The organism is Pseudomonas sp. PA1(2017), from assembly GCF_001945375.1.
Classification (GTDB): Bacteria; Pseudomonadota; Gammaproteobacteria; order Pseudomonadales; family Pseudomonadaceae; genus Aquipseudomonas.
This window is the reverse complement of sequence record NZ_MSXU01000009.1, coordinates 1494624-1519878: the sequence shown is the minus strand read 5'-3', so window position 1 is coordinate 1519878 and position 25255 is coordinate 1494624. Positions and strand designations below refer to the sequence as shown.

Here is a 25255-nt window from a genome sequence, read left to right as displayed (position 1 = left end):
TACGGTATTTGCCCGAACGAACTCGTCCGAGTTCTAGGCCTGGCGATGGACAAAAACCGCCACCCCCTGCTGGCAGTACCAGGGGACATGGGAAACCTCAACGTCCCCCTGGAGAAGCTTCTTGGCGCCATGGATGCAAAGCGGCTTTTCAATGAACACGAGGTAACGGTTGTCAGGCATGGCGGAGAAAGAACGGTGCATCTTGTCTCACTATGCAGCTGCAGTTCGTTCCAAACGGCCGCCATCATACTGCCCTGGTTGCCACCGATATCGCCTTCGCCGTGGGCGCGCTGGCCTTGCTGGGCCGGCATGCGCCGCTGTCGCTCAAGCTGATGCTGGTGTCGGTGGCGATCATCGACGACATGGGCGCCGTGGCCATCATCGCGATCTTCTACACCTCGTCGATCAACGTCGTCGCGTTGCTGGCCGCCGCACTGGTGATCGGCGTGTTGCTGGTGCTCAACCGCAAGCGCGTGATGGCGCTCTGGCCCTACCTGATCGGCCTGGCGCTGCTGTGGTATCTCACGCTGCTCTCTGGCGTACACGCGACCATTGCCGGGGTCGTGGGTGCATTTCTCATCCCCTACATTCCCTCACCGGGCGAGCCGGATGCGGACGAGTCGCCGCTGCACCGCCTGGAACACGGGATCGCACCCTGGGTGGGCTTTCTCATCGTGCCGGCCTTCGGCTTCGCCAACGCCGGGGTTTCCTTCGCCGGTCTGTCGCTGACGGATGTTCTGGCGCCGTTGCCGCTGGGCATCGCCGCCGGCCTGTTCCTCGGCAAGCAGCTCGGGGTTTTCGGCGGCGTACTGCTGGCGGTGAAATCCGGGCTGGCGGCGAAACCGCGCGGCTGCACCTGGCTGCAGATCTACGCGGTGTCGATGCTCTGCGGCATCGGCTTCACCATGAGCCTGTTCATCAGCGGCCTGGCCTTTCCGGGCGACCCGGCGTCGGTCGAAGAATCGAAGATCGGCATCCTGCTCGGTTCGCTGCTTTCGGCCATCGTGGCGTGCCTGATTCTGCGCTTCGCACCGAAAGCGCAGGATCAGTTGCAGCAAGAGCAGCAGCAACGAGATGAAATCCATCAGGACGGCGACGTACAGCGCCTGTGAGCCAGCCTCAAGAGGCCCGTCAGTGACGGGCCTCTTCACAGATTGCTGCGCACACCAGCTCGGTAGATCGCGTTGCTTCGGTGCGCAGGTGATTCGCCAGCCACATCCCTCCCTAACAAGCGGCTGACCAAATAGACGGATTCTCCAAAGACTCGTTAGCTCATCAATAGCGTTATGATATAACGTTTACTTAATGTTTATCTTACACCTGGGGAATGTCTGCTTTATGTACGGATCCGCGAATCACCGAAAGGATTGGGTTTTGAGAGGCGCAGCGCTGACCTGCCTGGTCTCGTGTACCGCGCTTTGCGCTGCCGAGGCTGAAAACGTCACGGAGCTGGAAGCGATCGAGGTAGTCGGCGAAGGCAGCACACCGGGCCAGATCAAGCCGCTGACGAGGAGCAAGGTGAGCAACGCGCCGGACAGCCTGCCTGCCGCGGTGACGACCATCACGGATGAGGAAATTCGCACGCTGAACGTCGACCGTGACATCTCCAACATCTATCGCCGCGTACCCGGTGTCGTCGCCAACAATATCGACCAGGGTGACACGGGCAACGGCTTCCGCATGCGCGGGTTCACCACCAATGGCACGCACGGCGCCGACGTGGCGGTGTACGTCGACGGTGTGCCACAGAACATCCCATCGAGCCAGGGCGGTGCGGGTCATGGCCCGGTGTTTCTCGAGTGGCTGACGCCGCAGATGATCAAGCGCGTCGATGTGATCAAGGGGCCGATATCGGCGCTGTACGGCGACCAGAATCGCGCCGGTGCGGTGAACATCGAAACGCTCGACGGCGGCGATGTCGCCAACAGCATCGGCCTGGAAGTGGCGAGCTTCGATGGCCGGCGATCAAACCTGGTGCTGGGTGGCGAACACGAAGGTTTCCAGTCGCTGTTCGTCGCGGATATCTACAAGACCAATGGCTACCGCAAGGCGGCCGAGACCAACCGCGACAACTATTTCTGGAAGCTCTCCAAGGTCTTCGGCGATGCCAAGTACTCGGCGCGCTTCAGTCACTATCAATCGGATTTCAAGAATGATGGTTATCTGAACCTGCCCGCCCTGAAAGCCGGCACGATCAGCCGTCGCGATACCGACAACCTGTACGGCTTCGGCAACGCCAACCGCAACACTTACGTGTTCAACCGTGCGCCTGCCGACGGAGAAGAAGGCCTGTACTACACCGCCTACTTCGAGGACTTTAAACGTGTGCGCGGTATTTCCAATGGTGCCAACACCCACAACTACGGCAGGGATGACCGCGACATTTATGGCGGCCGCCTGGCCTATAACTTCGTGCACGAGGAGACCGCCTCATTGATGGTCGGGGCCGACGTGCGCCGCGACAAGGGCGATGCCTATCGCCAGCAATACCGCAATTTCGAACCGACGCCGAATTTCTATTTCGACTTCGACCAGGACCTGATCACCTACGGCGTGTTCGCCCAGGGTCAGTACAAGCCCGTCGACTCGCTCAAGGTACTGGCCGGTATTCGCTACGACCGCTTCGACTACGATATCGAGAACCTGAAATTCCGCGACGCCGACACGGGTTATCACAGCTCGGTCACCACGCCGAAACTCGGCCTGGTGTGGGCGCCAACCGAACGGTTCGAAGTGTTCACCAATGCTGCCCAGGGCTTTCGCTCGCCAGCCGCCGAGTACATCAGCTCAGGCAGCAGCGGCGCCTTGCCATCGAGCGAGACAGGCGGTCGGATCAACGGCAGCGTGCGCCCGAGCAAGGTCACGTCCTACGATATCGGCTTCACCGTGCGCCCGACGCAGCACCTGTCCAGCACCACCGAGTTCTACTACATCGAGAACGACAGCGAGACATTGCAGACCTCGCCAGGCGTCTTCGAGCAAGTCAGCGACACCACGCGCAAGGGCATCGAAACCAGCCTCAACTACCAGGCAACTTCCACCATCAGCACCTACGCGAGCTATGGGCGCATTCTCGATGCAGTGATCGACAATCCGCCTGCCGGCACCGGCGATCGCCTGGTAGTGCCCGAGCACACCTACAAGGCGGGCGTGCAATACCGCGACAACTTCATGGCCGGCCAGCTGACGCTCAACGCCGATGCGTACCACCTCTCGGGCGTTCCTTATTACGTGGGATCCGAGCAACGGGAGATGCCGGTCTACACCCGCTACGACCTGCGCGCCTCCTACGACTACAGCGACTACCAATTCAGCGTGTACGGCATCTTCCAGCCGCACCGCTACGGCAGCGAAGTCGCCTACGGCACTACCAGAGGACTGGTCACGGTGCCGCAGCCGTCCACGACACTGGGCGCGTCGGTCAGGTACTTCTTCTGAGCCGGCGCTGACCTGGGCCTGCCGTCCAGCGATCCGATCGCCGGCGGCAGGTCGGCAGCCCGTCACCTGCGAACATCAAACTGATATGCAGGCACCCCGACCTCGCGGTGTCGCGATAGCACCTGATGTCGCTTCTGCCAGGTTGCCCCGGCAGAAGTGGCCGGCTAGAAGAGGCTCAGCGTATAGCTGACGATCAGCCGGTTCTCGTCTATGTCGGTGCGGTAGTTGGAGCGCGCGGTGACGTTGCGCCAACGCAGGCCCACGCCCTTGAGCACGCCACTTTGCACCACGTAGGCCAGATCCAGGTCGCGCTCCCAGTCCTTGCCTTCGAAGCCGCGGCCAGTGTCCACGCTGTCGCCTGTCACATAGCGCAGTGTGCTGGTCAGGCCAGGGATGCCGAGTGCGGCGAAGTCGTAGTCGTGGCGAACCTGCCAGGAACGCTCGCCAGGCGCGGAAAACTCGTAGGTGGGCAAGGTGTTGCCCATGGGGTTGGTATTGGCGCCCACCTGGATGAAGCCGTCGTCGCCGTCGATACGCTGATGGCCGATGTAGAAGGTATGCCCGCCGTGCTTGGCCGACAGCAGCGCATAGGTCGACTGGTTATCCAGCTTGCCGGCGATACTGCGCCCCTCGTCGCGGGTGTCGAAGTAGCCGACATTCGCGCCCAGGGTCCAGTCGCCCAGGGGCTCGGCATGCTTGAGACTGTAGAAGCGCTGGGCATAGACATCCTCAAGTTGGGCCTGCCAGATACCGACGCTGGTGCGCTTGTCATTGAAGGCGTAATCGGCGCCCAGGTAGTTGAACCGGTCGCTGGTGAAGCGGGCGATGCGCGCCGGATTGATGGGATCGTTGATCAGCCCGTACAGATCCTGGCGATCGGTGGAGTCGCGCAGGCTGGTGGAGCGCATCTGCCCGGCCTGCAGGGTCAGGCCCGGAATTTCATTGGAAACCAGGGCGGCGCCCTGATAGGTCGGCGGCAGCAGACGCAAATCGCTGTGCACCAGCACCGGCAGGTTCGGCCGCAACTCGCCGACCTTCAGCTCGGTGTTCGACAGCTTCACCTTGAGCGCCGCGCCCATGCGCCCATATTCGTCGGCCGCGCGGCCATCGTGCACCGGCAGTAGGCCGCTGCTGGTATGGCCGCGGCCGCTGTCGAGCTTGATGCCGTACAGGCCCAGCACATCGACCCCGAAGCCCAGCGGCCCCTGGGTGTAGCCGGAGCGAAAATCGAAGATGAAGCCTTGCGCCCACTCTTGGGTGCGGGACTGCGGGTTGCTGCCCACGATGCCGGAGTAGTCGCGGCTGAAGAAGTAATTACGCAGTTGCAGGTCGGCGTGAGAACCCTCGATGAAGCCGCCCTCCTCGGCCTGGGCAGAAAAACTCAAACCAGCTGCCAGGCAGCTGCCGAACATACGACGCAGATAGATCATGTCGATTCCCCAAAACACGGGCACGAACGCGCCCCGCCAGCAATGAGCGTGGCGAACGAAAGAATGAAAGGTGTAAAGGCCAGAGCGTGAGGATTCACGCCCTGGCAGCGCCAGGAGGAGTTTCCCGCTAGCGGTTGACCAGCTTGGCTGGCAGGGCGATCACCAGCAGGCAACTGAGGATCAGGCAACCGGCGAAGAACCACAGCGCCGCGTGGCTGGTGCCGGTCAGATCAGTAACCAGGCCCATCAGCGAGTTGCTCACCAGGCCGGCGATGTTGGCCACCGAGCAGGCCAGGGCGAAGCCGGTCGCCGCTGCCGTGCCCTTGAGGAAGGTCGCCGGCAGGCTGAAGAACACCGGCACGGCGCCAATGATGGCTGCCGAAGCGATGGCGAACAGCGTCACGGTCATCACCAGGTTATGGCTGAACAGCGTGCTGCTGGCCATGGCGGCGGCACCGACGATGAAGGGCACGATGATGTGCCAGCGTCGCTCGCGATGGCGGTCCGAGCTGGCGCCGATCAGCAGCATGCCGGCCAGCGCCGCCAGGCTGGGAATGGCGGTCAGCAGGCCGATGTGAAAGGTGTCGGTCACCCCGGTGTTGCGGATGAAGGTCGGCATCCAGAAGCCCATGGCGTAAGCGCTGAGCAGGATGGAAAAGTCGATGCCGCCCAGCATCCACACCTTGAGGTTGAAGAAGCCGTCGCGAAAGCTGTGCTTGCTGTCTTTGCCTTCTGCGTCGTCGGCTGCCAGGTCATTGGCCAATTGCGCCTTCTCCTCGGAACTGAGCCACTTCGCCTGGTTGAAGTGATTGGGCAGTGCCCAGAAGGTGAGGATGCCGAGCAGCACGCTGGGAATCGCCTCGAGCAGGAACAGCCACTGCCAGCCACGCAGGCCGTTGACCTGGTCGAAGTGGTTCATGATCCAGCCGGAAATCGGCCCGCCGATCACGCTGGACAGTGGCAGGCCGATCATGAACAAGGCGATGATGCGCCCGCGTCGGTAGGTCGGGTACCAGGTGGTCAGGTAGTACAGCACACCCGGCAGGAAGCCGGCCTCCGCCGCACCGAGCAGGAAGCGGATGATGTAGAACTCGGTGGTGGTGGTGACGAACATGGTGCAGGCCGACAGCAGCCCCCAGGTGATCATGATGCGGGCGATCCACACCTTGGCGCCGACCTTCTCCAGCACCAGATTGCTGGGCACCTCGAAGAGGATGTAACCGACGAAGAACAATCCGGCGCCCAGGCCATAGGCCGCCTCGCTGAATTGCAGGTCGCTGAGCATCTGCAGCTTGGCGAAGCCGACGTTGATGCGGTCCAGATAAGCGGCGAGGTAGCAGAAGCACAGAAACGGAATGAGCTTCCAGGTCACTTTGCGGTACAGCTCGTTCGAGCTGTCGGCAGCACTGCCCATGGCGGTGCTGGTAGCGGGTACGTAAGGCATTGCGTGTCTCCTGGCGGTGACTTGTGATTTTTGTTGAAGCCAGCAGTCGTCGACGCGTTGAGCGTCGCAACGGCGACTTCCCAAGGCAGCGTCAGTGCCATGCATGCATGGCGACCGCCCTCGGTGGGGCGATCAATGGAACAGGCAGCGTACCGCCAGCTCCTTATGGTGAATCAGCGGGCGAGCCGCTGCAGATAGTCGAGTGTTTCCTCCAGGCTGACGACATCGCCATACTTGCTGTCGATGTCGAACAGATTGGCCTCGTGGGGCGCCTGGTGGCGATCGCCGACGCACTCGCGCACGACGATGGTGCGAAAGCCATGCTGCACGCCGTCCACGGCGCTCGCCCGAATGCAGCCACTGGTCGAACAGCCCGCCAGGATCAGGGTATCGACACCCTGGGCATGCAACTGTGCAGCCAGGCTGGTAGCGAAGAACACGCTGGCGTACTGCTTGGTCACCACCTGCTCCCCCGGCAGCGGCGCGACCGCTGCGCAGAACTCGGCCAGCGGGTTGCCGTCGACCATGTCCTTCATCACCGGCGCCTTGCGCACCCACATGCCACCGTCAGCACAATCGGCGGCGTGGTAGCGGATGTTGCTATGCACCAGCAGGACACCCAGCCGGCGCGCCGCATCCAGCAACGCCACCGACTGCTCCACGGCGCTGACCACACCCGGCGCATACAGCGGCGCGCCTGGCGTGGTGTAGCCCTGCATGAAGTCGATCATCAACAGGGCCGGTCGCGCACCGAAGCCGATACGCTGCCCCCAGACGCCCTGATAGTTGTCGCTAAGGCTCTGCGCGCTCATGGTCGTCTCCTCAGTAGGCGCCTGACAACAGCGCGCCAGCGCCCGGCACGATCGGCTCCAGGTCCAGAGCCTTGAGCATGCAATAGGTGGTGGCGATGGCCGCCGTGACCACCGGCTTGCCGGTCAGCGCCTCGACCTTGGCCACCGCCGGCAACGACTGCATCTGCACGCACGCCGACAGCACCACCACATCGACGCCTTCCAGGTTCATGCCGGCAACGATGTCCGGCAGGTTGGCCGGGTCATGGCGCGCGACCTGCAGGTTGTCGGGAATCTCCAGGGCCCGCCAGTCGACCACCTCGAAACCTTCCTCGCGGATGTAATCGACCACCAGCTCGGTGAGCGGCTTCATGTAAGGCGCGACGATGGCGATGCGCTTGGCCCTCATCACCTTCAGCGCCTCGACCAGGGCACCGGCACTGGTGATCACCGGCGAGTTGGCGTCGTTGTCGGCGGTCACCTGGCGCAGGCGTTTTTCGGACTGGCGATGGTAGCCCAAACCCATGGCCATGATCGCCACCAGGCAGGCATAGCCGAGCACGTCGACCTTGGCGTCGGACAGCTCCAGCGCGCAGCGGTCGGACTCGGCATCCATGGCCGCCAGCTCTTCCTTCTTCACTTGCTTCATGCGCATGCGCGCCGAGTGAAAGGTGAAGCGCTCCGGGCGGATGGCCTGGCGAGCGGTGAGCATCGCCGGGATCTCGGTTTCCATGGTGGTGTTGGAGCTCGGCACGATCTGGCCGATGCGATAGAGCCTGTTCATGGCAGCACCTCGTGGTGAATGGGTTGGCCGAGAAAATCGCCGAAGGCGGCGAAGAAGCCGCCCAGGTCGTCCCAGGGAATCATGTGGCCGGCATCGCTGACGCGCACGATTTGCAGGTCCGGCTTGAGTTCGCGCATCTCGGCCTCGTCGACCGCCTCGATCACCCCGCCACGGCCGGCCACCATCAGCAACGCTGGCTGCTGCACGGCGGGCAGGTGCTGATGGATATCCACGCTGTGAAACTCTTCGAAGGCCTGCACGATGGCCGGCTCGTAGCAGGTGTGCAGCCATTCGGCGCGCAACTGCAGTTGCTCGGGCGTCCAGCTCGGGCAGAAGGCTTTCATCGCCTCACCGTCCATGCCTTGCTCCGCCTGGCGAATGGAGTCGACGTACCAGGGCAGCTTGCTCGGATAGTCACGGCGCCCCGGCCCGGACACGGGCGGGTCGATCAGCACTAGGCGCTCCAATCCGTCGGCGCCCATCGCTGCGGCGCGAATGGCGAAGCGCGCGCCCATCGAGTGGCCGAGCAGGCTGTAACGGTCGAAGTCCAGGGCGGCCGCGAAGGCGATGATGTCCGCGGCGCAGGTGTCGGTGTCATAGGCCAGCTGCGGCCCGGTTGCGGACAAGCCACGACCGCGCACATCGAGAATGTAGGTGTCGAACTGGTGGCCCAGCACTTCGCCGACGAAGCCCCAGGTGATCGCCGGGCTGGTGATGCCCGGCACCAGCAACAGCACCGGCCCCTTGCCGCCATAGCGCAGGTAGTGCTGGCGAATGCCGTTGGCCTGCACGTTGCCGCCGCCAATCAGCGTGCTCATGCCGCTACCCCGCTCTTCAGCGGCTGGGCATAGACGTCATACCCGTAGACCCAGGCCGGGTCTTCCTGGGTGCGCAGGAAGGTGTTGGCGTTGGAAACCGCCTGCACCCGCGACGCACGCTCCTTGCGGTTGGCCTCGTAGAGTTCGAACGCGGTGCGGTAGTCGGTCAGCCCGGTTTCCTGCAGGCAGCGGGTGAGCATTGCCGCATCTTCGATGGCCATGCCGGCGCCCTGGGCCATGTGCGGCTTCATCGGGTGGCAGGCGTCGCCCAGCAGTACCAGCCGGCCACGGCTCCACAGCGGCAAGGGATTGCGATTGCGCAGTGGCCACTTGGTGATGTCCTCGGTGGAGCGGATCAGCTTCTGCACCGTGGGGTGATAACCCTCGAACGCCGCCAGCATTTCTTCCTGGCTGCTGTCCACGTAGTTACCCTGAAAATCCCAGGCTTCGTGGGGCACGCCAGTGACGAAGTAGTACTCATCACGCTTGGCGGTGGTGTGATAGACCATCATGTGGCGGTCATCGGTCCACCACTTCACGCAGGGCTCGAACACATCGGCATGGCGTACCAGGTTCTCGCCGCGAATCAGCGCCCGGTGCGCGACCCAGCCGCTGTAGATCGGCGCTTCGACGCCCAGTAACTCTTCGCGAATCTTCGAGTGAATGCCGTCAGCGCCGATCACGATGTCCGCCGTGGCCTGGCTGCCGTCGGTGAAGGTCAGGCGCACCTGGTTGCCCTCGTCGACGATGGTCTCCAGCTTCTTGCCGAACTGCAGCGTACCCGGCGCGATGCTGTTGATCTGCAAGTCGTGCATGTCGCCGCGGTGCACGGTGACGTAGGCCGCGCCGTACTCGCGGCGCGCGAACTCACCCAGGGGGATGCGCGACAGGTAATCGCCGCTGATGCCGTCGCGGCTGTGCCAGAAATCCGGGTGCGAGCCCATCTGCTCCAGCGGCTGCTCCAGCCCCATGCGTCGGAAGATCTTCATCACGTTCGGGCCGACATGGATACCGGCTCCCAGACGCGAGAACTCCGGCGACTGTTCGTAAACGGTCACCTCGAAGCCAGCCTGCTGCAGCAAGGTGGCGGCCGCTGCCCCGCCGAGACCGGCACCGACGATGGCGATTTTCTGCTGAGCGCCCATGGGCATCTCTCCTCTTCTTGGCTACGAAGCGGGACGATGCCCGCAAGACGATTACAGTGTATGCACTATATTTTTATAAAGTGAAGAGGCTTTCTTCAAAAATATTCGAGGGTCTTTAAAAGATCTAAAAACACTTAAAAGCCACATAAAACGGCATTTGTGTAGATTGGTAACGCTAAAACAGAAAGATTGCCAATCGGCTCTGCATGAGGTTTTATTTAAACCAATAGAGCGAACACTCTATAAAAACGCACCAACATCCAGCAGCACGACTCACCGTGGTGCACAGCCGAAGCAGAGCGACCAGGAGACCTGCCATGCCGGTAAGCGATAGTGAACTGACCCAGATGTTCGAACAGGTGCTGACCCTCTCGCGGGTCGACGAAACCCAGAGCGTGGCCATTCTCAAGAGCCATTATTCGAACCCGCGCACCGTGCGTGCGGCGATGGACGCCGCGCAGCGCCTGAAAGCCAAGGTGTATGCCGTGGAGCTGCCGTCCTTCAATCACCCGCGGGCCATGGGTAACGACATGACGGCCTACTGCGGCGACACCGCCCTGACCGGCAACCTGGCCGCGCAGCGTGCGCTGGAAGCCGCCGACCTGGTCGTCGATACCATGATGCTGCTGCACTCGCCCGAGCAGGAGCAGATCCTCAAGACCGGCACCCGCATCCTGCTGGCCGTGGAGCCGCCCGAAGTGCTGGCGCGCATGCTGCCGACCGAAGACGACAAGCGCCGCGTGCTGGCCAGCGAAGCGCTGCTCAAGCAGGCACGCCGCATTCACGTACGCTCGGCAGCGGGCAGCGACTTCCATGCCGAGCTGGGGCAGTACCCGGCGGTGACCGAATACGGCTTCGCCGACGAGCCGGGCCGCTGGGATCACTGGCCCAGCGGCTTTCTGTTCAGCTGGCCCAACGAAGAAACCGCCCAGGGCACCCTGGTGCTGGATGTCGGTGACATCGTGCTGCCGTTCAAGAACTACTGCCGCGAGCGCATCACCCTGGAGATCGACAAGGGCTTCATCACCGGTATCCACGGCGGCTTCGAGGCCGAGTACCTGCGCGACTACCTGAAGTACTTCAAGGACCCCGAGGTCTACGGCATTTCCCACATCGGCTGGGGCCTGCAGCCGCGCGCCCAGTGGACCGCCATGGGCCTGCACGACCGCAACGACGGCATGTGTATGGACGCCCGCGCCTTCTACGGCAATTTCCTGTTCTCCACCGGGCCGAACACCGAGGTCGGTGGCACCCGCAAGACGCCGTGCCACCTGGATATCCCGCTGCGCGGCTGCGATATCCATCTCGATGACCAAGCCGTGGTGCTGGCCGGCGACGTGGTCTACCCGCCGGAGTCGAAGGCCAACTGACAACGCCGCAGCGCAGCATCAGCAGCCGCCCCAATGCCCGCAAGCCGGCACAGCGAACACCTCGCCGGCTTGCGCGGTTATAATCGGCGCCCAGCGCCTGTCAGCGAAGCTTTCCCATGTCGATCGACGATTCGTCCGCCAACACCTATCAGGTCACCGAACAGATCGGCCACTTGCTGCGCAAGGCTTACCAGCGCCATACCGCGATCTTCCAGCAGAACGCCTGCGACGCCCAACTCACCTCCATCCAGTTCGTTACCCTGTGCGCCCTGCGCGACCATGGCCCCAGCTCCCAAGCTGAGCTGATCAAGGCCACGGCGGTCGACCAGGCCACCATCCGCGGTATCGTCGATCGCCTCAAGGCCCGCGACCTGGTCGCCCTGTCGCCAGACCCCAGCGACAAGCGCAAAGTCATCGTCGAACTCACCACCGCCGGTAGTGCGCTGCTCGCCGAGATGATCCCCTGCGCCCAGCAGATCAGCGAGCTGACCATGGGCAGCCTAAACCCGGGCGAGCGCATCGCCATCCTCTACCTGCTGCGCAAGATGAACGAAAGCGGCGAGTAATCAGCCGGCTGTTCCCCTCAAGCAAGCCGCAGACGTTCGACCACCATCTTGCCGTGGGAGCGGGCGGGCACACCCTGCCCATACCCGCGATTCATGGGCATGGCGTACTCCCATAAAGCGGGCCCGCCACTCTATCCTGCAGCCACTGCGCACCAATCTCTCAGGGCTGCGACCAAAAGAGCTGCGCCCTCCCCCAATTTATCCAAACTACTCGCCTGGCCCATTCCTTGCGTAGCAAAAAGCGCTTTTCATGAAGTAAGCACTTAACGAACAAAACGCCTATTTCCTGGGTACTGCGGTAACGCTGGGAATCAGGCAGAAAAGGCGCCCCATGGAAAAGACCCTAACCCTGCAGGTGAACGGACAGACGGTGCAGCTCGACGCTGAGCCGCAGACGCCGCTGCTCTATATCCTGCGCAACGACCTGGCCCTCAATGGCCCCAAATACGGCTGTGGCCTTGGCGAATGTGGCGCCTGCACGGTAATCGTCGATGGCCGCGCCACCCGCTCCTGCGTATTTCCCGTCGGCGGCGCGGTAGGCCGCAGCGTGACTACCCTGGAGGGCCTCGGCAGTCGGCAATGCCCCGATCCGGTGCAGCAAGCCTTCATCACCGAACAGGCAGCGCAATGCGGTTACTGCCTCAACGGCATGATCATGACCATCAAGGCCCTGCTGCTGCGCGACCCCAACCCCAGCGACGAACAACTGCGCCGTGAGCTGTCGGCCAACCTGTGCCGCTGCGGCACCCACGTCGAAATCATGCGCGCCGCCCTGCGCGCCGCCGGCCGCCCGGCCGCCCCGCACGGAGACACCCCATGCAGCTGACCCTCGAGCAATGGCTGGCCCATCCCGACGTATTGCTGGTCGTCGACACCATCCAGCCACCCTCCGGGCCCATGCCCAAGGGCCAGAGCGCCACACTCAAGCCCAAGGAGCTGGGTCTGTTCCTGGCCATCACCGGGGCCGGCAAGGTGTATGCCTTCAACGGGCACGTGGATCTGGGAACGGGGATTCGCACCTCCCTGGCGCAGATCGTCGCCGAAGAGCTTTACCTGCAGCTGGACCAGGTCGAAATGGTGCTGGGCGATACCGAGCGCGCGCCCAATCAGGGCGCCACCATCGCCAGTGCGACCATCCAGATCAGTGCCGTGCCCTTGCGCAATGCCGCTGCCGAAGCCCGTCGCCACCTGCTGCAACTGGCTAGCGAGCGCTGGCAGACGCCAGGCGAACAGCTGACCCTCGAGGACGGCATGTTCAGCCATCCCGATGGCCGCCAGCTGGCTTTCGGTGAGCTGATCACGGGCGGGCATGTTCGCCTGCAAATCAGCGGCGACGCACCGCTCAAACCCGCCAGCGAATACCGCCTGGTCGGCCAGGGCGCGGCGCGGGTGGATATCCCGGCCAAGGCCACCGGCGAGCTCACCTACGTGCATGACATGCGCCTGCCCGGCATGCTCCACGGTCGCGTCATCCGCCCGCCCTACGCCGGTTACGACAGTGGCGACTTCGTCGGCAACAGCTTGCTCGCAGTGGATGAAAGCTCCATCGCCGAGCTTCCCGGCATCGTTGCCGTGGTGGTGATCCGCGACTTCGTCGGCGTAGTCGCCGAGCGCGAGGAGCAAGCCATACGCGCCGCCCAGCAACTGCGCATCGAGTGGAAACCCTGGCAGCAGAAGCTGCCTGACCTGCGTGATGTAGCCCAGGCCATCCGCGACAACCCGCGCATCGCCCGCACCGTGCTGGACAAGGGCGACGTCGAGCAGGCCCTGAAGGATGCCGACCAGCGTCTTACCCGCACCTACCTGTGGCCCTACCAGTTGCACGCGTCGATCGGTCCTTCCTGCGCCCTGGCCGATTACGGCGAGCAACATTCAAGGGTCTGGTCCGGCACGCAGAACCCGCACCTGCTGCGCGCCGATCTGGCCTGGCTGCTGGAATGCGACGAGCGCCGTATCGAGATCATCCGCATGGAGGCCTCGGGCTGCTATGGCCGCAACTGTGCCGACGATGTGTGCGCCGATGCACTGCTGCTGTCGCGCGCCGTGGGCAGACCCGTGCGCGTGCAGCTGACCCGCGAACAGGAACACGTGTGGGAGCCCAAGGGCACCGCGCAACTGATGGAAGTGGACGGCGGCCTGAACGCCGATGGCAGCATCAGCGCCTATGATTTCCAGACCAGCTACCCGTCCAACGGCGCGCCCACCCTGGCCCTGTTGCTGACCGGCCGGGTCGAGCCGCTGCCGATGATGTTCGAAATGGGCGACCGCACCTCGATACCGCCCTACGACTACGAGCACATGCGCGTGACCATCAACGACATGGCGCCGCTGGTGCGCGCCTCGTGGATGCGCGGGGTCTCGGCGCTGCCCAACAGCTTCGCCCACGAGTCCTATATCGACGAGCTGGCTTTCGCCGCCGGCGTCGACCCCGTTCAGTACCGTTTGCAGCACCTTGAGGACCCCAGAGCCCGCGACCTGATCGAAGCCACGGCCAAGCGCGCCGACTGGCAACCCCACACCCAGCCACAGCAGACACCGGCCGAGGGCGACGTGTTGCGCGGCCGCGGCTTCGCCTACGCGCGTTACATCCACAGCAAGTTTCCCGGCTTCGGCGCGGCCTGGGCGGCCTGGGTCGCCGACGTGGCGGTGGACAAACGCACCGGCGAAGTGGCGGTGACCCGCGTGGTGATCGGCCACGACGCCGGCATGATGATCAACCCCGACGGGGTGCGCCACCAGATCCACGGCAACGTGGTGCAATCCACCAGCCGGGTACTCAAGGAGCAGGTGCAGTTCGAGGAGTCCAGGGTCGCCAGCAGCGAATGGGGCACCTACCCGATCCTCACCTTCCCGGAGGTGCCGGCCATCGACGTGATGATGATGCCGCGCCAGAGCGAGCCGCCCATGGGCAGTGGCGAGTCGGCCTCGGTGCCCAGCGCCGCGGCCATCGCCAACGCGATCTATGACGCCACCGGCCTGCGCTTTCGCGAACTGCCGATCACCGCCGAACGGGTAAGAGCGGCTCTCAATGGCCACTCACCGGATAAAGAGGCACCCACCACGGCAACCGGCAAAAAGCGCAGCAAATGGTGGCTGGGCGGCCTAGCTGGCGTGGTCGGCACCGCACTGGGGCTGCTCGCCACCGCCATGCCCTGGCGCGCCGAAATCGCCCCGGTGGCGCCCGCGGCGTCAGGCACCTGGTCCGCCGCCACGCTGGAGCGTGGCCGCTTGCTGGCAGCGGCTGGAGATTGCGCCGTTTGCCACACGGCAGCGGATGGCGCCACCAATGCCGGTGGCCTGGCGATGGATACGCCGTTCGGCACGCTGTACAGCACCAACATCACCCCGGACCGGGAAACCGGTATCGGCACCTGGTCGTTTGGCGCCTTCGAACGGGCGATGCGCGAGGGTATCAGCCGCGACGGTCGTCATCTCTACCCGGCGTTCCCCTACACGGCCTTTCGCACCATCAGCGATCCCGATATGCAGGCGCTCTATGCCTACCTGATGTCGCAGGCGCCAGTGAAGCAGGCAGCTCCCGCCAATCAGATGAGCTTCCCGTTCAACATCCGCCCGCTGATGGCCGGCTGGAATACGCTGTTTCTCGGCCGCGGCGAATACCAGGCCGACACCCGCCGTACCGAGCAATGGAACCGCGGCGCCTACTTGGTCAACGGCCTGGGCCACTGCGCTGCCTGCCACTCGCCGCGCAACCTGCTGGGGGCGGAGAAAACCGGCAAAGCCTTCCTGGCCGGCGGCGTGGTCGACGGCTGGGAGGCGCCGGCCCTGAATGCCCTGAGCAGCAACGGCGTGCCCTGGACCGAGGCCGAGCTGAGCGAGTACCTGAGCAGCGGTTTCTCCAGCCGACACGGTGTGGCCGCCGGGCCCATGGGGCCGGTGGTCAGCGAGCTGGCAATGCTGCCCAAAAGCGATGTGGACGCCATCGCTCACTACCTGGTGTCACTGGATGCCGGCACGGCCCCAGCTACCACGAATGTGGCTGCCGCCGGCGTCGACACGCTTTCGCTGAGTCGTGGCCAGCGCATCTTCGAAGGGGCCTGCCAGGCGTGTCACAGCGACGGCAACGGGCCCCAACTGTTCGGCGTCAGCCCATCGATGGCGGTCAACACGAACGTGCATAGCGCCGTTGCGGACAACCTGCTTCAGGTCATCCTGCATGGCATCGACAAACCGGCAACGCCTGATCTGGGCTACATGCCGGCCTTCAAGGACAGCCTCAGCGACCGCCAGGTGGCGGATCTGGCAGGTTACCTGCGCCAGCGTTTCGCCGGCGAGCAACCGGCCTGGAAGAACCTGCCGGAAAAGGTCGCCCATGTGCGCGCCAACCCGGGCAGCCACTGACGAAGCGGGCGCAGTCTAGGCGCCCTCGCCCCCTCTCGCCAGCCCGCGCAGCACCAGGTCGGAAATGAAGCCCAGCCAGTTGTGCTTTTCGCTCGGCGAGGCCAGCGCGTCGTCGAGAAAGCAGCTCAGGGTGTGCAGGTTCGAGTTATAGAAGTAGCAGAGCGAGGCGATCATCAGATACACGTGGCGGATGTCGATGTCCTCACGAAACAGTCCCTGTTCCTGCCCCGCCCTGACGATCGGTTCGAGCATCCCCACCGCCGTCCCGGACAACGCCCGCAGGTTGCTCGACTTGCGCGCATGCACGCCCTGCAACAGGTTTTCCGTACCCAGGATGGTGATGAACTCGGGGTGCTTGAGGTAGTAATTCCAGGTGAAGCCGACCAGATCGCGGATCGCCTGCCGGGGCTGCGCCAGATCGAAGCGCTGGCGCGCCTCGGCGCGGTTGAACTGGGCGTAGATATGCTCCAGCACGCTGACGAACAGTTCGTCCTTGCTGCCGAAGTAGTAATAGATCATCCGCTCGTTGCACTGCGCCTGGCTGGCGATCTGCTCGGTACGCGCCCCAGCGTAGCCCTGGCGACTGAACACCTTGACCGCTGCCTTGAGAATCGCCGTGCGCGTGCGGTCTGCCTGAGCAGCTCGGGTACCAGGCCCAGGCTTTTGCATGATGAATTCCACTGACAGAGACGTTGCCGAAGTATGGAGCATCGAAGGCTCGATACCAATTGCCTAGCACCGTCAAAAGCCTGCTGGCCGTTGCTGCACGACCAGTTTCCAGGCAATGGCCCCATGCCGCTGTCGGAACGTGACAACGCGCCGACCCACGTGAAAAGGCGATGACCGAACGGGTTGCCGATTTCGCCAGGAACGCTCACGCCCTGGCCAAGCGCGGCACATGGCGGGGCAACGCCATGCTCAGGAGCCCACCAAGGCAGCGGAGATCGTCACCCACTTCACACTAACCCCAGCGTCCCTGCTGGCACGCGTATAAATTACTTACCAAATTATTGTTACGTTATAACAAATTGAGGATATAAAGCGGCCCGTTCAATGCCGGTAGCCGAGTTGGCGAGTGAACAAAGATTCACGCCACGCGCTCGCCATCACTTCACAGGCCGCAACCCGCCCCATTCGAGCCTTCAGGAGCTTTCATGAAAAACGCCTCGGTCTCCCTCGCCGTTCTGACTGCGCTGGTTACCCCCGATCTCTATGCCAATCAATCAGGCAACTCCACGATTACCCTGGGCGAGGTGCGCATCTCGCAAAAGGAAAGTACGCAGTTGCGTACCGAAAATATCCTTACCTCCGTCGACGTCATGGGCGGTGATCAGGTAGAGGACAAGAACGTGATGAACAGCTGGCAGTTACTGGGACAGATGCCCGGCATCCAGCTGACCGAAACCGGCCAAGGCGCCGAATCCGGAAAGGCGACTTTTCGTGCCTTCAATGGCGAAGGCTACATCAACGCGATCAAAGTGCTGATCGATGGCATTCCAAGTAACGTCAACAGCGGTAATCAGCGCTTCATCGACATGATCTTTCCCCTCGATATCGAGTACATCGAGGTCGTGCGTGGCACCAACGACCCACGCTACGGCTTGCATAACATTGGCGGGAACATCAACTATGCCACCCGCCAGGGTGGTAACTACACCGATAGCCGTCTGACCTATGGCAGCTTCAACACCCGTGAAGTGCAGCTGGCCATCGGCCACGAAGAAGGCAACTTCGCACAGAACTACCTGCTGGCCAAACAGGACTCCGATGGCTCACGTGACCACAGCAACTCCAACAAGTATTCGTTGGGTGGCAAATGGTTCATCAGTAATGACCAGCAGACGTTTCGCATCGGCACCATCGCCCGGCTCTACCATCACCAGGCAGACGAAGGTGGCTACCTCACCCGAGACGAGCTGCGCGCCAGTCGTACCGATTCGCCGGCCAAGAATGCCAACGACCGTAGTGACCGTGACATGAAGCATCTGAGTCTGCATATGGACTGGCAGCTCGATGAGGACATGGTTCTTAGCAACAAGCTCTACTACAACAGCTACAACGATGACCGCTCGATTACCTTCACCAGTTATCGGCCTGGTAATGCGCCTCGCCAGCGGCGCTTCTGGGACGAACAGCAGCGAGGCGTGCTAAGCAATCTGACCTGGCGCAGCAACGATGTGGTCACGCTCGATGGCGGTATCAACTACGAAGAACAGGACAATGCCTATGAGCGCAAACGCTTCACGTATAACGTGCCAACCGATTTCAACGCTGCGCCAGCGCGCATCCAGAATGACGATCACTACACGCTGCGCAATCTGGGGGGATACGTTCAGGCAGTCGTGCAGCCGACCGATGCGCTGAAAATCATCCCCGCCATGCGCGTAGACAAGTTCAGTGGCCATACCAAGGCCTTCGATGGCAACTCGGTGGCGAAAGGCTCGTTGCAGGACTATGGCTGGATCGAGCAGCCTAAACTCAGCGTGGTCTACAGCGTCAACCCGGACATCGACATCTATGCGAATTGGGGCCGCACCTTTCAGATCCTCACAGGAAGCACCAGCCCAGCCTATTTGATCAATGGCGCCTTCTCGTACTCTCCCTCCATCAATACGGGTAAAGAGGTGGGTGTGAAATTCCGCCCCTTCACCGGCACGCAGGCACGCGTCGCGGTATGGCAACAGGACGCCACTGACGAAGTGTCGAACATGCCAGCCACCGGCACGACCGAAGGGCTGGGAGAAACACGCCGCCGGGGCATCGATATGCAATTCACCGCACAACTCGATGACCACTGGACCGTCTGGGGTTCGCACGCCATTCAGCAGGCCAAGGTGATCAAGGCATTCAATGCCGATGGCGAGTCGCTGGCAGGCAAAGAGGTATTCTCCACGCCCCGCTACATCAGCAACCTTGGATTCGACTATCGCCTCGACGATGACTGGCGCTTCGGTATGCAGGCCCGCGCTCAAGGTAATTACTACATCGAGACGACCAACGAGGCCGGCAAGTACGGTGGTTTTGCGCTGCTAGACGCCAATGTCAGTTATCGCGTGAGCGCCGCGACGAGTATCGACTTGCAGGTCAAGAACCTGACCGACCGCCAGTATGAATACGTCTGGTACGACAACTTTTTCTGGGGTGGTGATGACCAGGCAATGTTCTCGCCAGCCGCCGGACGCGCAGCTTACGTCTCGCTCAACGTGAAGCTTTGAAACCCTGTTGTGGCACAAGCGAGCCAGGGTCAACCCTGGCTCTTCCATTTGCCTGCCACCTGCATCGCTCAAGCTCCGAGCCTTGGCTTGGCGACGCCATCCCGTGAGAAGCCCAAGCCACAGATTTACTCACTGCGCTTTAGCATCAGCATAAAGAACAAGCCGCCTAGTGCTGCCGTCGCGATACCGATAGGCAGATCTTCCGGCGCGATCAGCGTTCTCGCGGCCACATCGACCCAGATCAGAAACAAGGCGCCGAGCAGCGCAGAGACCGGCAACAGCCGGCGGTGTTCGGCACCTACCAACGCGCGGGCCATATGCGGCACCATCAAGCCCACGAAACCGATGGCTCCGGAGAGCGACACCAGCACTCCTGTCAGCAACGAGGTGCAAACGAAGGCCTGCAGGCGCAGGTGTTTGCCACTGAAACCCAGGCTAATGGCGGTCTGCTCACCGCTCATCAAGGCATTCAGCCCCCTGGCCATGACCAGCAGTGCGGCGAGGCCAAGCACTACGCAGACTCCAGGTAGCCAGATCACGTCCCAGCGTGCAGCCCCCAGCCCACCCAGCATCCAGAAAACCACTGAAGCGGCAGCATGATGATCGCCTGTATAAAGCAGCAGGTTGACCAACGCCATCAGCACGAAAGACACCGCGACTCCGGCTAACACCAATCGATCGCTTTCCAGCCGACCACTACGTCGTGCGACGGCGAGCACCAACAACATGCTGCCGGCTGCACCGATAAAGGCTGCCAGTGGCAAACTGAAAACACCGATGAATTCGCCCAGGTACATCACGACCAGCACCGCACCCAACGCCGCACCGGAGCTCACACCCAGCAAATGGGGATCTGCAAGCGGGTTTCGGGTCACCGCCTGCAGCGCAGTACCTACCAGAGCCAGACCGGCGCCGACCAGCGCCCCCAGCAGAACCCGTGGTGCGCGAATCATCCAGACGATCTGTTCCTGGCTGCGGCTCCATTGACCGGGATCGGCGAAGCCAAGTTGCTTACCGAGAATCCCCCAGACATTGCCGATCGGTACCGCTGCCGGGCCGAAAGCCAACGCCGTAACGCAGGAAAACAGCAGGCAAGCCAGCAGGCCCAAAATCAGCCGGCGATAGGCTGCAGCGCTACGAACAGGCACTACCGCGGCCCATCCTGGACAAGTTGCGGATGAAGCCCCGCCGCCAGCTTTTCGATAGCCAGCGCGTTCTGCACGGAAGGTGTGGCTTCCAGATAGGTCAGCACGATAAAGCGCTGCTCCCTGATGGCACGCACGTCCTGCAACGCTGGCTGCTGGAGCAGGAAGTCGCGCTTCTGCTGCCAGGTGCGTGGACCATAGTCGACGATCACGATTACCTCAGGGTCGCGCTCGACCACGCTTTCCCAGTTCACCTGGGTCCAGCTGGCTGCCACGTCATCCATGATGTTATGGCCGCCGGCGGCATCCATGAGCGCCTGGGGCATGCCTAGCCGTCCGGAGGTGGTCGGCCGGTCTTCGCCGCTGTCGTAAAGAAATACCCGAGGCTTTTCGCTCGTCTGGCTAACGCTGTCGCTCACCGATTCGATCCGCGCACGCAGCTTCGCCACCACATCTTCGGCCTCGGCCTGCACGGAGAAGATTTCGCCCAGGTTGAGCAGGTCACGGTACATGTCGTCCAGGCTCGCGCGCCGCTGCGCCATGATCCGCGAGCACGATTCGCTCAGTTCGTAAACGGGAATCCCGAACGGTTGCAACGTCGCAGGCGTTACCGGCCCGCCGACGCGCATGCCGTAACTCCAGCCGGCGAAGAACAGATCCGCATTGGCATCGAGGAGCGTTTCGAGGGATGGATACCGGCTGGCCAACTGCGGCACATTCGCCAGTTCCTCGAGCACCCAGGGCTCGCGGGGCTTGCTGTCACCAAAGCCGGTATAGCCGACGATCCGATCACGCAGCCCAAGACTCAGCAGCATGCTGGCGAGGCTGATGTCATGGACCACCACACGCTGGGGTGGCCGGTCGAAGGTCACCTGCCGATCACAGCTTCGCACCGTGACCGGATAATCCACGGCGCCGGCAGCGAGAGCGTTCAGGGTCAGCAGGCCGCCGACCAGTACGTACTTGATCATGGCTGGGTTATCCAGGTTATTCGCGGGTAAGCGTGCAGGGGATGGCTGTCGACCAAGGCCCTCACCCCAAAGACCTCGTGCAGCAACTCGCCCGTCAGCACCGCTGACGGAGCGCCGCTGGTCACCAGTCGGCCCTGATCGATCACGTACAGGCGGTCGCAGAAGGCCGCGGCGAGATTCAGGTCATGAAAGCTGGCCAGCGTACTCAGCCTCAGGCGGCGCAGATGTTGCAGCAACTCCAACTGATAACGCGGGTCCAGGTGATTGGTGGGCTCGTCCAAAATCAGCAACCCGGGTTGCTGAACCAGCGCACGCGCCAGTAGCACTCGCTGCTTTTCGCCACCCGAGAGCCTGGCAAAGGCATGATCCGCCCGGCCCCCAAGCCCAACCTGACGCAGCGCCTCGGCCACCAGCGTTGCGTCTTCGCGGCTATCGCCGTCCAGCAGCGCCTTGTGTGGCGTGCGTCCCATGGCGGCGATGTCACCTGCTGTCAGGCCGAATTCCTGGGGAAACTCTTGCAGCACGACGGCTATGCGCTGTGCCGACCAGCGTGGCGAGCGCCGCCACAGATCCTCCCCATCGAGTTGCAGATGGCCGCAAGCCGGTTGCGTCGACCGATAAGCACAGCGCAACAAACTCGTCTTGCCACTGCCGTTGGGACCGATGAGCCCGACGAACTCTCCCTCCCCCACGTGCAGGCCGATATCACGCAGCAGCCAGCGCGGCTCGCGGCTGCGCGTGTCGAGCGCCCAAGACAATCCCTCGATGTTCAATGTCGACATGGTCGTGCTCCGGGCTGCACCGGTGATGAACCGGTGCAGCGCTGGCTAGAAGCGATAATCTGCGGTGACGAAGAAGGAACGCGGCTCGCCCAGGTACCACTGCCGACCATCGTTGCCGGCGGTGATGGCGTACTGGCGGTCGAACAGGTTGTTCAGCTGTATGCCCAGAGTCAGGTCAGGCTGGACATGCCAGTCGAAGTTGGCATCGACTACGGTGTAGCTCGGTACGCGGACGGTATTGGCATTGTCGCCGTAGCGGCTGTCCACATAGCGTGCACCGGCACCGATGCTGAAACGCTCGGCGAAGTCCTTGCTGAGCCACAGGTTGGCAGAACGACGCGGCACGTTGAGTGGCTGATTGCCAGAGAAGTCCCTGCCACCGCTGACGAACTCGTCATACTCGGCGCGTACCCATGAAGCATTGGCAGATACCTGCATGTCGTAAAGCAAACGCAGCTCGAGGGTCGCTTCGATCCCGTCGGCGGACTGCTGACCTACCTGTTGCTGAATCCCGGGATTGAGCGGGTCAGCGCTGAGCAATTTTTTCTTCACGATGTGATAAGCGGCGAGCGTCCACTCGCCATTACCCTCGAGAAATTGCTGTTTGATGCCCACCTCGGTCTGCTTTGCCGTACTCAGGTCCCATTGCTGCTGTCCTGCGCTAAGGGTCAGCAAGTTGCCTACACCTTCAGTGCTGGTGGCGTACTGACCGTAGAGTGACAGGTCATCGGTTACCGCGAACACGAGGCCGGCACGCCAGTTGTTGCCGGTCAGGCTGCGGTCGCTACGGGTGCCGGCAAGCAGGTCATTTCGATCCAGGTGGACCTGGTCACGGCGTACTCCGGTAATGAGCGCCAGTTGCTCGGTGAGTTGAGTGCGGTTCTCGGCGAACAGTGAGAATTGACGCGCCTGATTGGCCTCGCGAGAGCGGTAGGGATCATCGCTGATGTAGTTGCCACCGCCTGACTGACCGAGTGGCACGCTGTCGCTCAAGCTATTGCCGAAGTCATGCTTGCGCACGAAACGGATGGAGTTGTAGTCACCGCCTAGCACCGTGCGGCTGTCGAGACCAAACAGTGAATGCTGCAGGGTGAACGTCTGACGGTCGCCAATCTGTTCCTGGGTGTGTTTGATGCTGATGAAGTCACTTCGCTCGATCACATCACCGGGTTGCCACGTGTAGGTCTCTGCGTTGCGCCAACGCCGCTGAGTCTTCAGAAAATACAGCTGATTGCTCGCCGTCAGGTTTTCACTGATCGTCCAGTCGGTGACCAGCCGCGTCGACTGATCGTTATAGCGAATGGTCGAATCCTCGACGTTGTAATTGTTGTCGCGCAGGCTCTCGCGCAATCGTCCATTGACCAGAGGGGTTGCGAAGTACCGCATCGGCTCCTGATCACCGTAGTCATGGCTCAGCGTAAAGCTCAGATCGTCGGTGGCGTCCCAGCGCAGCGCGGCACTGATCGCCGTGCTCGTCGAGTCGCCACGGTCCACCCAGCCATTGCTGGCTTGCTGATTGAGGTTGAAGCGATAGCTGACGCTGTCGCTCAACGAGCCGCCGCTGTCCAGCGCGGCCTGGCGCCGATCATCCGAGCCGTAGCCCAGGCGCACACGGTTGCGCACATCGCCCTCGAATGGCTTCTTCGGCACGACATTGATCACCGCACCAGTGGCCCCTTCGCCGTAGAGCACCGAGGCAGGCCCGCGCAGGATGTCGATGCGCTCGACCGACCAAGTGTCCACCGGAAAGGTCACCGTACCAGCGCCTACGTACAGTCGATTGCCGTCGAACAACTGCATGGTCGACGCATGGCCGGCGAAGCCGCGTGCCGACAGTGCTGTGCCGCCGTTACCAGGCGTACCGATGAAGGTGATGCCTGGCGAGCGAGTCACCGCATCTTGCACGGTGGCATTGTTGCGCTGAAGAACCTGCTCGGCACCGATGCTGGTGACACTTGCCGGTGTTTCCAGGGCGGTCAGCCCCAAACGTGATCCAGACGTCGTCGGCGTATGCAGATCGGGCTGTGCTTCAGGTTCGGCAGCGCCTGTGATGGCCGTGGAAGGCAGTGCTAGCGCACCGTCATCGTCAGCGGCATGCACCGAAAAGGTCAGCAATACGCAGGGTGCCAAGCACGCGCGAAGTGAGTTGCCCGAGAGGGCATTGAACAGGGAATTACGGGACATATCGTTCCACTCGAACAGGAATGAGAAAATCCCGGAGGGAACAACGCATAGGGAATCGCAGGCGCAACTAGCCCGCGGAAACCGGCCTGCGCCCGCCCACCGCGGGTTTGCCAAACGAAGTTACAGGCCGGTCTCCGGGCTCGCGAGGGTCATGAAGCATTCACCTTCCCATGCCGGAGCACAGTGGTGTATCGAACGCTTCGCTCGCATACCGTTGCGGGGGCAGCGCCGGACTGATCACCGAAGTGACGAACCGGCTTCCCGTTTCACCCCATGCACGGCGGCATGGGACACCTGAAACAGGCGCGCATCTGATCATTGATCAGACTTGAATGTCCAGCAGGATCGCTGGCTCGCTCGAGTAGGAGCGCGAGCACATGGGCCTCACAAGGCCCACAAGTCATCAGCCGTCTTTCCTCCCTCCCCAGGATGAGAGGCCTGTAGGCCGACCGCGGCAAGTCGCCGACGGTTACAAACCCAGCTCGGTCAGGCCCGGGGGATCATCCGGGCGACGGCCGAGTGGCCAGTGAAACTTGCGCTCGCTTTCCTTGATGGGCATGTCGTTGCTGCAAGCGATACGGCGGTGCACCGGGCCATCGGCCTCGAACGCCCAGTTTTCGTTGCCGTAGATACTCTGTTGTTGATCAAGCGTTTCTCAGGTGGTCTTCACTGAATAGCTCGGATGAGTCGAAAGCCATTGCGAGCCTCAGGCAAGCCCAAGCACCTGTCGGGTACTTACCCATGACGGCGTACTTATTCTGAGCGATGGTGGCAGGCTAACCGGACGAAAGCGGCACCGACTGAATAATG

The 25255-nt window shown here is 62.5% G+C and carries 19 protein-coding genes and 1 riboswitch; of the genes, 7 read left to right on the top strand and 12 right to left on the bottom strand.

The genetic code is table 11. The annotated features are described in order from the left end of the window. Positions 1-212 precede the first annotated feature (212 nt). Together nhaA and BVH01_RS13870 are read left to right on the top strand one after the other, a co-directional pair. A complete protein-coding gene (gene nhaA, locus BVH01_RS13875; RefSeq protein WP_083659471.1) occupies positions 213-1112 on the top strand; it encodes a Na+/H+ antiporter NhaA in 900 nt (299 codons plus the stop codon). Between the two features lie 262 nt (positions 1113-1374). Continuing rightward, positions 1375-3438: a TonB-dependent receptor gene (locus BVH01_RS13870; RefSeq protein WP_218189100.1), complete on the top strand. Its 2064-nt coding sequence runs from the start codon at positions 1375-1377 to the stop codon at positions 3436-3438. Between the two features lie 164 nt (positions 3439-3602). Here BVH01_RS13870 and BVH01_RS13865 read toward each other — a convergent pair whose 3' ends face one another. From BVH01_RS13865 to BVH01_RS13840, 6 genes are all read right to left on the bottom strand, one after another. Beyond that, the gene (locus tag BVH01_RS13865; protein WP_075930848.1) at positions 3603-4868 is read right to left on the bottom strand and encodes an OprD family porin; all 1266 of its coding nucleotides are present in this window, start codon (positions 4866-4868) and stop codon (positions 3603-3605) included. Between the two features lie 127 nt (positions 4869-4995). Next, complete coding sequence (locus BVH01_RS13860; RefSeq protein WP_075930847.1) at positions 4996-6312, bottom strand: MFS transporter; 1317 nt, start codon at positions 6310-6312, stop codon at positions 4996-4998. Between the two features lie 173 nt (positions 6313-6485). After that, entirely contained in the window at positions 6486-7124 is a 639-nt protein-coding gene (locus tag BVH01_RS13855) for an N-carbamoylsarcosine amidohydrolase (protein ID WP_075930846.1), read from the bottom strand. Positions 7125-7134: 10 nt separating this feature from the next. After that, complete coding sequence (locus tag BVH01_RS13850; RefSeq protein ID WP_075930845.1) at positions 7135-7887, bottom strand: Asp/Glu racemase; 753 nt, start codon at positions 7885-7887, stop codon at positions 7135-7137. Beyond that, entirely contained in the window at positions 7884-8705 is an 822-nt protein-coding gene (locus BVH01_RS13845) for an alpha/beta fold hydrolase (RefSeq protein ID WP_075930844.1), read from the bottom strand. The genes BVH01_RS13850 and BVH01_RS13845 overlap by 4 nt, the downstream gene beginning before the upstream one ends. Beyond that, positions 8702-9850: an FAD-dependent monooxygenase gene (locus BVH01_RS13840; protein WP_075930843.1), complete on the bottom strand. Its 1149-nt coding sequence runs from the start codon at positions 9848-9850 to the stop codon at positions 8702-8704. The genes BVH01_RS13845 and BVH01_RS13840 overlap by 4 nt, the downstream gene beginning before the upstream one ends. Positions 9851-10167: 317 nt before the next feature. Between BVH01_RS13840 and BVH01_RS13835 the strand changes: the two genes are divergently transcribed. The 4 genes from BVH01_RS13835 (at position 10168) to BVH01_RS13820 (ending at position 16148) form a co-directional block, all read left to right on the top strand. Further along, positions 10168-11220 carry a 2,5-dihydroxypyridine 5,6-dioxygenase gene (locus BVH01_RS13835; RefSeq protein ID WP_075930842.1) on the top strand — a complete coding sequence of 351 codons (1053 nt, stop codon included), beginning with the start codon at positions 10168-10170 and terminating at the stop codon, positions 11218-11220. A 116-nt stretch (positions 11221-11336) separates the two neighbouring features. Then, on the top strand, positions 11337-11786 hold the full coding sequence (locus BVH01_RS13830) for a MarR family winged helix-turn-helix transcriptional regulator (RefSeq protein ID WP_075930841.1): 450 nt from the start codon (positions 11337-11339) through the stop codon (positions 11784-11786). 331 nt (positions 11787-12117) lie between these two features. After that, positions 12118-12612, top strand: coding sequence for a (2Fe-2S)-binding protein (locus BVH01_RS13825; protein ID WP_075930840.1), 495 nt, complete (start codon positions 12118-12120; stop codon positions 12610-12612). Then, positions 12603-16148, top strand: a complete 3546-nt coding sequence (locus BVH01_RS13820; RefSeq protein WP_075930839.1) for a molybdopterin cofactor-binding domain-containing protein — start codon at positions 12603-12605, stop codon at positions 16146-16148. The genes BVH01_RS13825 and BVH01_RS13820 overlap by 10 nt, the downstream gene beginning before the upstream one ends. Positions 16149-16163: 15 nt before the next feature. Here BVH01_RS13820 and BVH01_RS13815 read toward each other — a convergent pair whose 3' ends face one another. Further along, a complete protein-coding gene (locus BVH01_RS13815) occupies positions 16164-16817 on the bottom strand; it encodes a TetR family transcriptional regulator (protein WP_075930838.1) in 654 nt (217 codons plus the stop codon). 485 nt (positions 16818-17302) lie between these two features. Between BVH01_RS13815 and BVH01_RS13810 the strand changes: the two genes are divergently transcribed. Next, complete coding sequence (locus BVH01_RS13810) at positions 17303-19363, top strand: TonB-dependent receptor (protein ID WP_075930837.1); 2061 nt, start codon at positions 17303-17305, stop codon at positions 19361-19363. A 125-nt stretch (positions 19364-19488) separates the two neighbouring features. Here the strand turns inward: BVH01_RS13810 and BVH01_RS13805 are convergent, their stop codons facing one another. From BVH01_RS13805 to BVH01_RS13785, 5 genes are all read right to left on the bottom strand, one after another. Then, complete coding sequence (locus tag BVH01_RS13805) at positions 19489-20511, bottom strand: iron ABC transporter permease (RefSeq protein WP_075930836.1); 1023 nt, start codon at positions 20509-20511, stop codon at positions 19489-19491. Next, positions 20511-21479, bottom strand: a complete 969-nt coding sequence (locus BVH01_RS13800; protein WP_139317832.1) for an ABC transporter substrate-binding protein — start codon at positions 21477-21479, stop codon at positions 20511-20513. Before BVH01_RS13800 ends, BVH01_RS13805 begins: the two co-directional genes overlap by 1 nt. Next, positions 21476-22261 (bottom strand): ABC transporter ATP-binding protein, encoded by a 786-nt coding sequence (locus BVH01_RS13795; protein WP_075930834.1) that lies wholly within the window; start codon positions 22259-22261, stop codon positions 21476-21478. Before BVH01_RS13795 ends, BVH01_RS13800 begins: the two co-directional genes overlap by 4 nt. A gap of 45 nt (positions 22262-22306) precedes the next feature. Beyond that, entirely contained in the window at positions 22307-24445 is a 2139-nt protein-coding gene (locus tag BVH01_RS13790) for a TonB-dependent siderophore receptor (protein ID WP_075930833.1), read from the bottom strand. 107 nt (positions 24446-24552) lie between these two features. Continuing rightward, a riboswitch (cobalamin riboswitch) is annotated at positions 24553-24758 on the bottom strand. A gap of 156 nt (positions 24759-24914) precedes the next feature. Continuing rightward, a complete protein-coding gene (locus BVH01_RS13785; protein ID WP_083652062.1) occupies positions 24915-25076 on the bottom strand; it encodes a DUF1348 family protein in 162 nt (53 codons plus the stop codon). Positions 25077-25255: the final 179 nt, after the last annotated feature.

Excerpts from the sequence above, each read along its gene's own strand:
- nhaA (WP_083659471.1), top strand. The coding sequence starts at position 213 with ATGCAGCTGCAGTTCGTTCCAAACGGCCGCCATCATACTGCCCTGGTT.
- BVH01_RS13865 (WP_075930848.1), bottom strand. The coding sequence starts at position 4,868 with ATGATCTATCTGCGTCGTATGTTCGGCAGCTGCCTGGCAGCTGGTTTG.
- BVH01_RS13860 (WP_075930847.1), bottom strand. The coding sequence starts at position 6,312 with ATGCCTTACGTACCCGCTACCAGCACCGCCATGGGCAGTGCTGCCGAC.
- BVH01_RS13855 (WP_075930846.1), bottom strand. The coding sequence starts at position 7,124 with ATGAGCGCGCAGAGCCTTAGCGACAACTATCAGGGCGTCTGGGGGCAG.
- BVH01_RS13850 (WP_075930845.1), bottom strand. The coding sequence starts at position 7,887 with ATGAACAGGCTCTATCGCATCGGCCAGATCGTGCCGAGCTCCAACACC.
- BVH01_RS13845 (WP_075930844.1), bottom strand. The coding sequence starts at position 8,705 with ATGAGCACGCTGATTGGCGGCGGCAACGTGCAGGCCAACGGCATTCGC.
- BVH01_RS13840 (WP_075930843.1), bottom strand. The coding sequence starts at position 9,850 with ATGGGCGCTCAGCAGAAAATCGCCATCGTCGGTGCCGGTCTCGGCGGG.
- BVH01_RS13835 (WP_075930842.1), top strand. The coding sequence starts at position 10,168 with ATGCCGGTAAGCGATAGTGAACTGACCCAGATGTTCGAACAGGTGCTG.
- BVH01_RS13830 (WP_075930841.1), top strand. The coding sequence starts at position 11,337 with ATGTCGATCGACGATTCGTCCGCCAACACCTATCAGGTCACCGAACAG.
- BVH01_RS13825 (WP_075930840.1), top strand. The coding sequence starts at position 12,118 with ATGGAAAAGACCCTAACCCTGCAGGTGAACGGACAGACGGTGCAGCTC.
- BVH01_RS13820 (WP_075930839.1), top strand. The coding sequence starts at position 12,603 with ATGCAGCTGACCCTCGAGCAATGGCTGGCCCATCCCGACGTATTGCTG.
- BVH01_RS13815 (WP_075930838.1), bottom strand. The coding sequence starts at position 16,817 with ATGCAAAAGCCTGGGCCTGGTACCCGAGCTGCTCAGGCAGACCGCACG.
- BVH01_RS13810 (WP_075930837.1), top strand. The coding sequence starts at position 17,303 with ATGAAAAACGCCTCGGTCTCCCTCGCCGTTCTGACTGCGCTGGTTACC.
- BVH01_RS13800 (WP_139317832.1), bottom strand. The coding sequence starts at position 21,479 with ATGATCAAGTACGTACTGGTCGGCGGCCTGCTGACCCTGAACGCTCTC.
- BVH01_RS13795 (WP_075930834.1), bottom strand. The coding sequence starts at position 22,261 with ATGTCGACATTGAACATCGAGGGATTGTCTTGGGCGCTCGACACGCGC.
- BVH01_RS13790 (WP_075930833.1), bottom strand. The coding sequence starts at position 24,445 with ATGTCCCGTAATTCCCTGTTCAATGCCCTCTCGGGCAACTCACTTCGC.